The organism is Metasolibacillus sp. (assembly GCF_025291715.1).
Classification (GTDB): Bacteria; Bacillota; Bacilli; order Bacillales_A; family Planococcaceae; genus Metasolibacillus; species Metasolibacillus louembei.
In genome coordinates this window covers 25,184-32,899 of sequence record NZ_JAMBIZ010000039.1, presented here as the reverse complement: position 1 = coordinate 32,899, position 7,716 = coordinate 25,184, and the positions used below count along the sequence as shown (strand labels likewise).

Sequence of the window (7,716 nt, the reverse complement as noted above, 5' to 3'; positions counted from 1 at the left end):
TTTTTATGCTTGGATTATATTACAGAAAATTCAGTTTAATACGATGCGTTGAATTATTTTAATGCGACGCTAGTGACTATCTTTATATTAAATTAATTTTACCATTAGTAACATGATAAAAAACACCTATTTTACAATAGAAAAAGCGCATGAAATCAAGATTCAATTTCATGCGCTTTATTCATTTTACACTAAAGCTGCTGTTAAGTTTTGTACAGTTGCTTTTACTTTTTCTAAGCCTTCTGCAATAATTTCTTCCGCTTTTGCTGGGTTTGCATTATGACCTTCGATTACTACTTCGTCTACTTTTTGCATTCCATAAACGCCGCCAATTACATTGTTAATGTAGTTTACAGCCATTTCTGATGAAGCTGCCTCAGGTGATGAATAGATGCCACCACGAGCAGATAAAACGATATATTTTTTGTCTGTCATTAGGCTTACTAAGTTACCATTCTCATCATATTTGAATGAATAGCCTGCACCGTATGTGTAATCGATGAATGATTGCAATGCTGCTGGAATTGTTAAATTCCATAATGGGAATGCAAACACGACTACATCTGCCGCAGTTAATGCTTCACGTGATTTATTGAAAGATGCTAATGAAGCAGCTTCTTTTTCATTTAGCTCTTCGCCTGCTTGTGCTTTACCAAAAGCGTTGAATAGCTCTTGACCAAAGTAGGCTAAATTTTCTTCAAACACATCAAATGTTGAAAATTCGATATTTTGTGCCTTTGCTTCTGCTACGAAAGCTTCGTACATTTTTGTTGAAACGCCATCTGGGCGGTTATTTGCTTTTACTACTAATACGTTTGTCATTTATAAAAATCTCCTTTAAAATTCAGAAAGTTTATTATTATCTCGAAATCAAGACATTACATATCATAATAGAGCAGCACGAAAAAATCAATCATACTGCTCTAAGACTTTAGGCTGAACTTTATTCAATATCACATACGCCATCTTCACATAGCGCACCTTGTTCGCCTACTATATTTAATTTACGCTGTAAGCCAGCCTCTTCAGCTGCCTTTGCCACCGTTTCTTCAAATAAGTGTTGTGGCTGCGCACCTGAAATACCGTATTTATTATCGATAACAAAAAACGGTACACCGCGCACACCTAATTGACGGGCAATTTCAATATCCGAATACATTTCTTCTTTATACTCATCACTTGTTAGCATTTCCTTTGCTGCTTCACCATTTAAGCCAACTTCCTCAGCTAATGTAATTAATACATCCATGCGACCTATCGCTAGACCCTCTAAAAAATGCGCTTGCAACAGGCGCTCATTCATCTCTGCACCTTTGCCTTGCTCCTCCGCCCATTTCGCTAAGCGATGTGCTTTAATTGTATTCGCCGTTTTCATGCGATCAAAATCGTAATGTAAGCCAACTTCCTTTGCACGTTCCGCTACATTTTGCGTCATCGCCTTCGTTTGCTCAATGGACATATTATATTTTGCAGCTAATGGACCATAAATAGATTCCTCTGTGTCAACAGGTGTTGATGGGTCCAGTAAAAAGCTTTTATATTGCACTTCAATTTGCTCAGCATAACCACTTGTCTCAAGCGCTTGCTCTAATTGCTTTTTGCCAATATAACAAAATGGACATACATAATCAGACCATACTTGTATAATCATCAGTTTCGCCTCCTTGTTCTCCCATTGTACAAATAAGCGAATACATTATTCAATTTTTTCGACTTGTGAATAACGGCTGATAAATTGCCCTATACTGTTTGTTAAATATAGGTAAGGGGGGCTTTTTATGCAGCAATCATTATGGCTTCATAACACTACACCAATGACAACTTCAACTTTATCATCTGATACCGTTTGTGATATTTGCATTGTCGGAGCTGGTTTAAGTGGCGTTTATACCGCTTATTTACTTGCTCAGGCAGGACTGCGTGTTATTGTTATTGAGGCTAAAAGCATTGGTGAAGGTGCAACAGCACATTCTACAGGTAAACTTACAGCACAGCATGGACTATTTTATCATACGTTAAAACTGGAGGATGCTAAGCTTTACTATCAAGTAAATAAAGATGCAATTGAGCAGGCATTGAAGCAGGCTGATAAAACCACTTATACAGCTGCTACATCATTTATTTATACAACGGAAACTGAGAATCGTGTTTTATTAGAACAAGAATACGAAACATATAAGAAAATAGGTATTCCATCGCTCATCACAAATGATACGGAATTGGCAGATAAAGCTCAGCTTGCTTTAGGGATGCAACATGAAACACAAATTCACCCTGTGCATTTTTTACTGCATTTCGCCAAGCTCGCACAACAGGCTGGTGCACAATTTTTCACGCATACTCGTGTTACACAAGTTACAGATAAACCAACTGTAACAACGGCTGAAGGCTATACGATTGCTTGCAAAAAGCTCGTTCTATGCACGCATTATCCAATTGATTCAATCGCTGGCTTAAACACGTTAAAGTTAACAGTAGATCGCGCTTATTTAACTGCAACAGAATGCTCAGACCTTCTACAAGGACAATATATTAGTATCGATTCACCAGCTCGAACAATTCGCACAGCTCAAATTGATGGACAATCCTATTTTGTTTATGGTGGTACATCTCATCTTGCTGGCACAGAAGGAGATACGACGAAGTATTATGATACCCTTACACAGGAGCTAAACAGTGCATTTGATTTATCTGAACCAGGCTTTTTATGGAGTGCGCAAGATATGACAACACCTGATAGCATACCGTTTGTTGGTCCAATGACAAAGGATTCCTCTATTTATATTGCAACAGGATTTAAAAAATGGGGACTTTCAAGCTCACTTGTAGCAGCAGAAATATTACGTGGCTATTTTACGAAAAAAGAGCACCGCGCTACACAATTATATATGCCTAGCCGCATACAAGGTCGTACCGTTTACGATATGCTCACAAAAGCTGGCTTTATTAGCGAGCAATTTATTACGGGCTACGTGACACGCATATCAGCACCCAAATGTACCCATCTAGGCTGTAAAACACGGTGGAATGACGCTGACGAAACATGGGACTGCCCATGCCATGGCTCTCGCTTTGATAAAAAAGGAAATGTTATAGAAGGGCCTGCCGTTTATCCTTTAAAATTAGAAAATGAGTAGAGGCTATTTGTAAAAAGGCTATCCAGTATTTCCTTGCTGGACAGCCTTTTTGCTAACCTTCTACTATCGCCAATTTAAAAATGCAAAAGCAGCCGAGAAAAGCAAGTATTCGCTACTTTCCCAACTGCTTCATTGATTATTTTAAGCCTTCTGTTAAGACAGGTACAATTTGCTTTTTACGTGAAACGACACCTGGTAAGCTGATGCGTCCATCAACAATTGTTGCACCGAAGCTTGCTGCTGCTTTTTCTGCAGCTTGTCCAACTGCTACTGCTGTAGAGTCGTTGTTTAAAATATCTGTCACAACGAAGAAAAATAAATCTAAGCTATTATCTGCTGCATTTTTTGCAAGCAATGCTTCTAGCTCTGCTTGACGACCTAATACATCTTCAATATCCACAGCATTTACTTGTGCTACTACTGCTTTGTATGCCCCAAAATCAAAGCCCTTTGCATCTAATGATAATAAATCCTCTAATGATTTATCAGATAAATCTGCCCCTGCTTTTAACATTGCTAAGCCATATTCAGCCACATCAACGCCTGCGATAGCAGCTAACTCCTCACCAGCTTTTACATCTTGGTCTGTGCATGTTGGCGATTTGAATAATAATGTATCTGAAACGATTGCTGATAGCATTAGACCTGCAATATTTGCAGGAACTTCTACATTATTTTCTTTAAATAATTTATTTAAAATTGTCGCTGTACAGCCTACAGGCTCTGCACGGAAATACAATGGGTCTGCTGTCTGGAAGTTTGCTACACGGTGATGGTCAATCACCTCTGTAATTTGTACCTCTTCAATGCCATCAGCAGATTGTTGGAATTCATTATGGTCTACTAAAATTACTTGTTCTGTCTCTCCAACAACCGTGCTAATAAAGCGCGGTGCTTCAAAGCCGAATTTTTCTAAAGCGAATTTTGTTTCGTTATTAATATCACCTAAACGTACAGCTTCTGCTTCCACACCTAGTTGCTGTTTTAAGTACGCATAAACGATTGCTGATGTAATCGTATCTGTATCTGGATTTTTATGCCCAAAAACTAAAGTGTTGCTCATGAAATAGCCTCCTAATATATCAATGCTTATTAACAAACTTATTTTATCACAAATAATGAGTGAAGTTGAATGAAGTTTCTCTCGTAAATTTCAAAAAATCTAAGCGTAATTATCCTTTGATATAATTAAAAATTAGGCTATTTGTCCTTCAAAAACGCTCCAAACTTCCTACTTCATTTTCAAAAAGAATAGACAAAATTCCTTTTTCATATCCTTTATTAGTATAAATACAAAAAACTAAACATTAAATATTATTTTTTTGACTAATATGTTAAAATAACCGTATGCACAATAAATTCAGTCATAGAAATGAGGATAGCAATGTCTAAAAAAATGGAAAAGAAGTATATTCCATTAGCTGAGTTCTTTCAGAATGCAACGCAAAGTGAAATTACATTAACATATGAAGCAATTGAAAATATTATGGGGCAAGCGTTGCCAAATGCAGCTTACTTGAACTTGAGCTGGTGGAAAAAAACTAAGCCTCCCTTGACACATTACCAATCTTGGTTCAATGCCAATTATCATGTAATGGATGTTCAGCTAGGTCAATCCGTAACATTCTCTCGTTTAAAGCAAACAGGAATCGATGAAAATGATGCAGATGAAAATACACAAACTTCAATTATTAGACCAATTGAAACAGAGGATGCTCGCTCATTTATTCGTCTACAGGAACAAATTTATGCCCAATCAGAATTTGAATATTATGAACCTAATGTACAACATTTAACAGTACAAATTATTCGTAAACAGATGGCCGAGTGGCGCAAGTTTAAACAGCAAACAATACTTTTATGTATCGTTAATGGGGAATTTGCAGGTTATTCTCGTATTACTGGCTATAAGGAGCAACGCTTACAGCATGGTGCTACAATACGTATCGGCGTATTAAAAAAATATGCTAACAACGGCATCGGTACTGCACTAGTAGAAAGTAGCATCAAATGGTCACAACAAAACGACATTGAAAGACTGGAAGCAATCATTATGGCTCATAACACAAAAGCTATTTCCCTCTTTGAAAAACATGGCTTTACAGTCGAAGGAAAAAAAGTACATTCAGTAAAAATTGACAATGAGTATTATGATGAATTTATTTATAGTAAGCTAGTTCGTTAATTTACAAATGTAATCGTTTTATTCGCAGAATGGCATTAAAAATAGGAGTTTTCTAAAAAATTATTGGGAGATGCCTCCTTCACAGAAAAAAGTCGATTTGCACTGAGAAATTCAGTATAAATCGACTTTTCAAATGCCACCTTTTTTACAAGCAGCTTATTTATGATAAGCTAAGTCCTCTTTCATTCTTTTCTGTAGCTCACTATAACTAGCAAAGTCCATTGCATAGCAAAAACGATGGACCGTCGACTCACTTACTCCCGCTATTCGACCAACCTCAGAGGCAATCTTTGTTGTCACAATGCTTGGGTCATTCAACACAAATTGCGCAACGCGTCGCTGCCCTTTTGATAATCGAATAAATCTTCTTTTAATGCTCTCACAAATACTCATACTCTACTCTCTATCCTTTCTCATCTATTCTCAACTGCCTGAACTTGAACATACATTAACATGAAATATCATGACATTCAACACTTTTCTGAAAATTCTGTTATTTGTGCTTTTTTTGTCAAATTTATAAAGAAAGATGCTATGAGCAATATCAATTTCCCATAGCTCCCGCAAATAAATTCTATTTAATTGAAATAACCACCTGTGCTGTAGGTTCAATTGTTAGCTTCGGTAACAGAATTGTTTTAATAAAGGGCTGACCTACATTTGTTTTATATTTTAATTGATATTCATTGCGCCCGATTGCCTGTACTTCCTCTGTCATAATTCTTTCGCCATCTTCCAAAGCTATTGTAAAAGGAAGCAATCCTAGGTTTCTGTTAAATGGAAAATCACTATCAATTAAAAATGTTAAAACTGCTTCATCCCCAACCTGCTCAACATGCGTAATTACAATATCCCCCATATCCCCCAACTCAATTTTTTGAGGTAACTCGTTGGATAATGGCACAATGACATCCTCAAACACCGCATCTATTTTCGGTCCAGCATAATAATATAAACGCAGTTCTGTTATATCTGGTGCAAGTGGCTCTAACATATATGTCCATGTCAAATCATTATCCGTTTTTCCTCCGCCTACCTTTTCTAGTATTTTTAATGGAACGCCATTTTGATCTGTAATCGTTTCAGATATAGACCAGCCGATTGGAAAACCAATTTTCTCTCTAATTGGCCCTGTAAATTCTACTTGCAGCTTTGTAGAAGTAGTTGAAGTTTGAGCACTTTTTACTTCAAAGGCAATTCCGTTCATCATGCCCGTTTGCCCAGCTTGCAATATACGATGCTTATTTTGTACTTTCTTGATTGGTGTTTCAAACGTCCAATCCCCTACTATGCCATCAATCGAGTCTATTTTTAATGTTAAATCAAATGCCTCTGGCAATTCCTCCTCAAAGCGAAAACCGTATAAAGCGCGATATGAGCCCTCTTCCTCCTGCAAAGAAGTTATACTTCCTCCTGTATTCAGCCATTCACCATTTACGAACATCTCCATTTTACCTATTTCTCGATATTCAGGCATTGAATAAATCACATGGAGACGTGCGCCATCATAGACAATTTCTTCAAAAGTAACGGAAATACCTTTGCTCGTCACCGTCTTATTTAATTTAATGGCATTGCTATCTGACAATGCTTTATGCAAACCTTTATCCTGCTCCTCAATTTTATAAACAAAGCCCATAAATGGTATTTTCGCAAGCGCATTGCCAACTGTTGGTGACACAAAGCCTGACCCTAATACGAGAGAAACAGCTGCAACAGATGATAGTAATCCTATAATCAGCTTGTTTTTCGTTTTTTTCTTAGGGGCAATGATTCCTTTATTGATTGCCTCATCAAGCTTTTGCATCGGCACATCCATTTCATCAATGACCTTTTTAATATTGTTCTCCATATAGGTTACCTCCTTTATTTAAACTCTTTTTCAGCTGTTGCAAGCCACGATGCACATTTGTTTTAACAGTTCCTTCTGGATAATCAAGCAGCTCTGCGATTTCCTTTGTTGATAAATCCTGATAATATTTCAGTAAAATGACCGTTTTATATTTCTCATCTAGCTGTCCAATTGCATGTAATAAGTCGATGCGTTCATCATGATTATAGGTTTTTCCTTGCTCCTTCTGCTCCTCATGCATTAAGACAATCTTGCTATTTTTTCGTAAATGCTCTAACGCTGTATTAATTAAAATTTTCATTAACCATGTAGAAAAATATTGCTGTTCTTTCACGCTATTGATGCTAGCATAAGCTTTTGTCACTGTTTCCTGTACAACATCTAACGCATCATTTTCATTTTTCATATAAATGTACGCCATTTTATATAGCTTGACCTTTTCATCTTGTACTAGCTGTAAAAATGCAGCGCTATTTCCTTTCTGTGCTTTTTTTAGCAATTGTATTCACATCCTTTTTATATCTACTTGTTAGATGAACAAA

General features: G+C 36.8%; 8 protein-coding genes. 2 read left to right on the top strand and 6 right to left on the bottom strand.

Annotation, left to right across the window (positions count from 1 at the left end; translation table 11 throughout):
* Window positions 1-186: 186 nt before the first annotated feature.
* Together M3Z76_RS17705 and M3Z76_RS17700 are read right to left on the bottom strand one after the other, a co-directional pair.
* On the bottom strand, window positions 187-822 hold the full coding sequence (locus M3Z76_RS17705) for an FMN-dependent NADH-azoreductase (RefSeq protein ID WP_293929409.1): 636 nt from the start codon (window positions 820-822) through the stop codon (window positions 187-189).
* Window positions 823-943: 121 nt separating this feature from the next.
* Window positions 944-1,651 (bottom strand): DsbA family oxidoreductase, encoded by a 708-nt coding sequence (locus tag M3Z76_RS17700; RefSeq protein WP_293929407.1) that lies wholly within the window; start codon window positions 1,649-1,651, stop codon window positions 944-946.
* 127 nt (window positions 1,652-1,778) lie between these two features.
* On the opposite strand from M3Z76_RS17700, the gene M3Z76_RS17695 reads away from it, so the two are divergent.
* Window positions 1,779-3,137: an FAD-dependent oxidoreductase gene (locus M3Z76_RS17695; protein ID WP_293929405.1), complete on the top strand. Its 1,359-nt coding sequence runs from the start codon at window positions 1,779-1,781 to the stop codon at window positions 3,135-3,137.
* A gap of 136 nt (window positions 3,138-3,273) precedes the next feature.
* Here M3Z76_RS17695 and M3Z76_RS17690 read toward each other — a convergent pair whose 3' ends face one another.
* Window positions 3,274-4,200: a manganese-dependent inorganic pyrophosphatase gene (locus M3Z76_RS17690; RefSeq protein ID WP_293929403.1), complete on the bottom strand. Its 927-nt coding sequence runs from the start codon at window positions 4,198-4,200 to the stop codon at window positions 3,274-3,276.
* 321 nt (window positions 4,201-4,521) lie between these two features.
* Here M3Z76_RS17690 and M3Z76_RS17685 point away from each other — a divergent pair, with 321 nt between their 5' ends.
* Entirely contained in the window at window positions 4,522-5,322 is an 801-nt protein-coding gene (locus M3Z76_RS17685) for a GNAT family N-acetyltransferase (protein ID WP_293929401.1), read from the top strand.
* A gap of 156 nt (window positions 5,323-5,478) precedes the next feature.
* Here M3Z76_RS17685 and M3Z76_RS17680 read toward each other — a convergent pair whose 3' ends face one another.
* The 3 genes from M3Z76_RS17680 to M3Z76_RS17670 all read right to left on the bottom strand — a co-directional run bounded on the left by M3Z76_RS17680 (window position 5,479) and on the right by M3Z76_RS17670 (window position 7,673).
* A complete protein-coding gene (locus M3Z76_RS17680) occupies window positions 5,479-5,715 on the bottom strand; it encodes a MurR/RpiR family transcriptional regulator (RefSeq protein WP_293929399.1) in 237 nt (78 codons plus the stop codon).
* 181 nt (window positions 5,716-5,896) lie between these two features.
* Window positions 5,897-7,174: a DUF4179 domain-containing protein gene (locus M3Z76_RS17675; RefSeq protein ID WP_293929397.1), complete on the bottom strand. Its 1,278-nt coding sequence runs from the start codon at window positions 7,172-7,174 to the stop codon at window positions 5,897-5,899.
* Window positions 7,158-7,673, bottom strand: coding sequence for a sigma-70 family RNA polymerase sigma factor (locus M3Z76_RS17670; RefSeq protein WP_293929395.1), 516 nt, complete (start codon window positions 7,671-7,673; stop codon window positions 7,158-7,160). Before M3Z76_RS17670 ends, M3Z76_RS17675 begins: the two co-directional genes overlap by 17 nt.
* Window positions 7,674-7,716: the final 43 nt, after the last annotated feature.

Coding starts and splice junctions, on each gene's coding strand:
- M3Z76_RS17690 (WP_293929403.1), bottom strand. CDS start 4,200: ATGAGCAACACTTTAGTTTTTGGGCATAAAAATCCAGATACAGATACG.
- M3Z76_RS17675 (WP_293929397.1), bottom strand. CDS start 7,174: ATGGAGAACAATATTAAAAAGGTCATTGATGAAATGGATGTGCCGATG.
- M3Z76_RS17700 (WP_293929407.1), bottom strand. CDS start 1,651: ATGATTATACAAGTATGGTCTGATTATGTATGTCCATTTTGTTATATT.
- M3Z76_RS17705 (WP_293929409.1), bottom strand. CDS start 822: ATGACAAACGTATTAGTAGTAAAAGCAAATAACCGCCCAGATGGCGTT.
- M3Z76_RS17680 (WP_293929399.1), bottom strand. CDS start 5,715: ATGAGTATTTGTGAGAGCATTAAAAGAAGATTTATTCGATTATCAAAA.
- M3Z76_RS17695 (WP_293929405.1), top strand. CDS start 1,779: ATGCAGCAATCATTATGGCTTCATAACACTACACCAATGACAACTTCA.
- M3Z76_RS17685 (WP_293929401.1), top strand. CDS start 4,522: ATGTCTAAAAAAATGGAAAAGAAGTATATTCCATTAGCTGAGTTCTTT.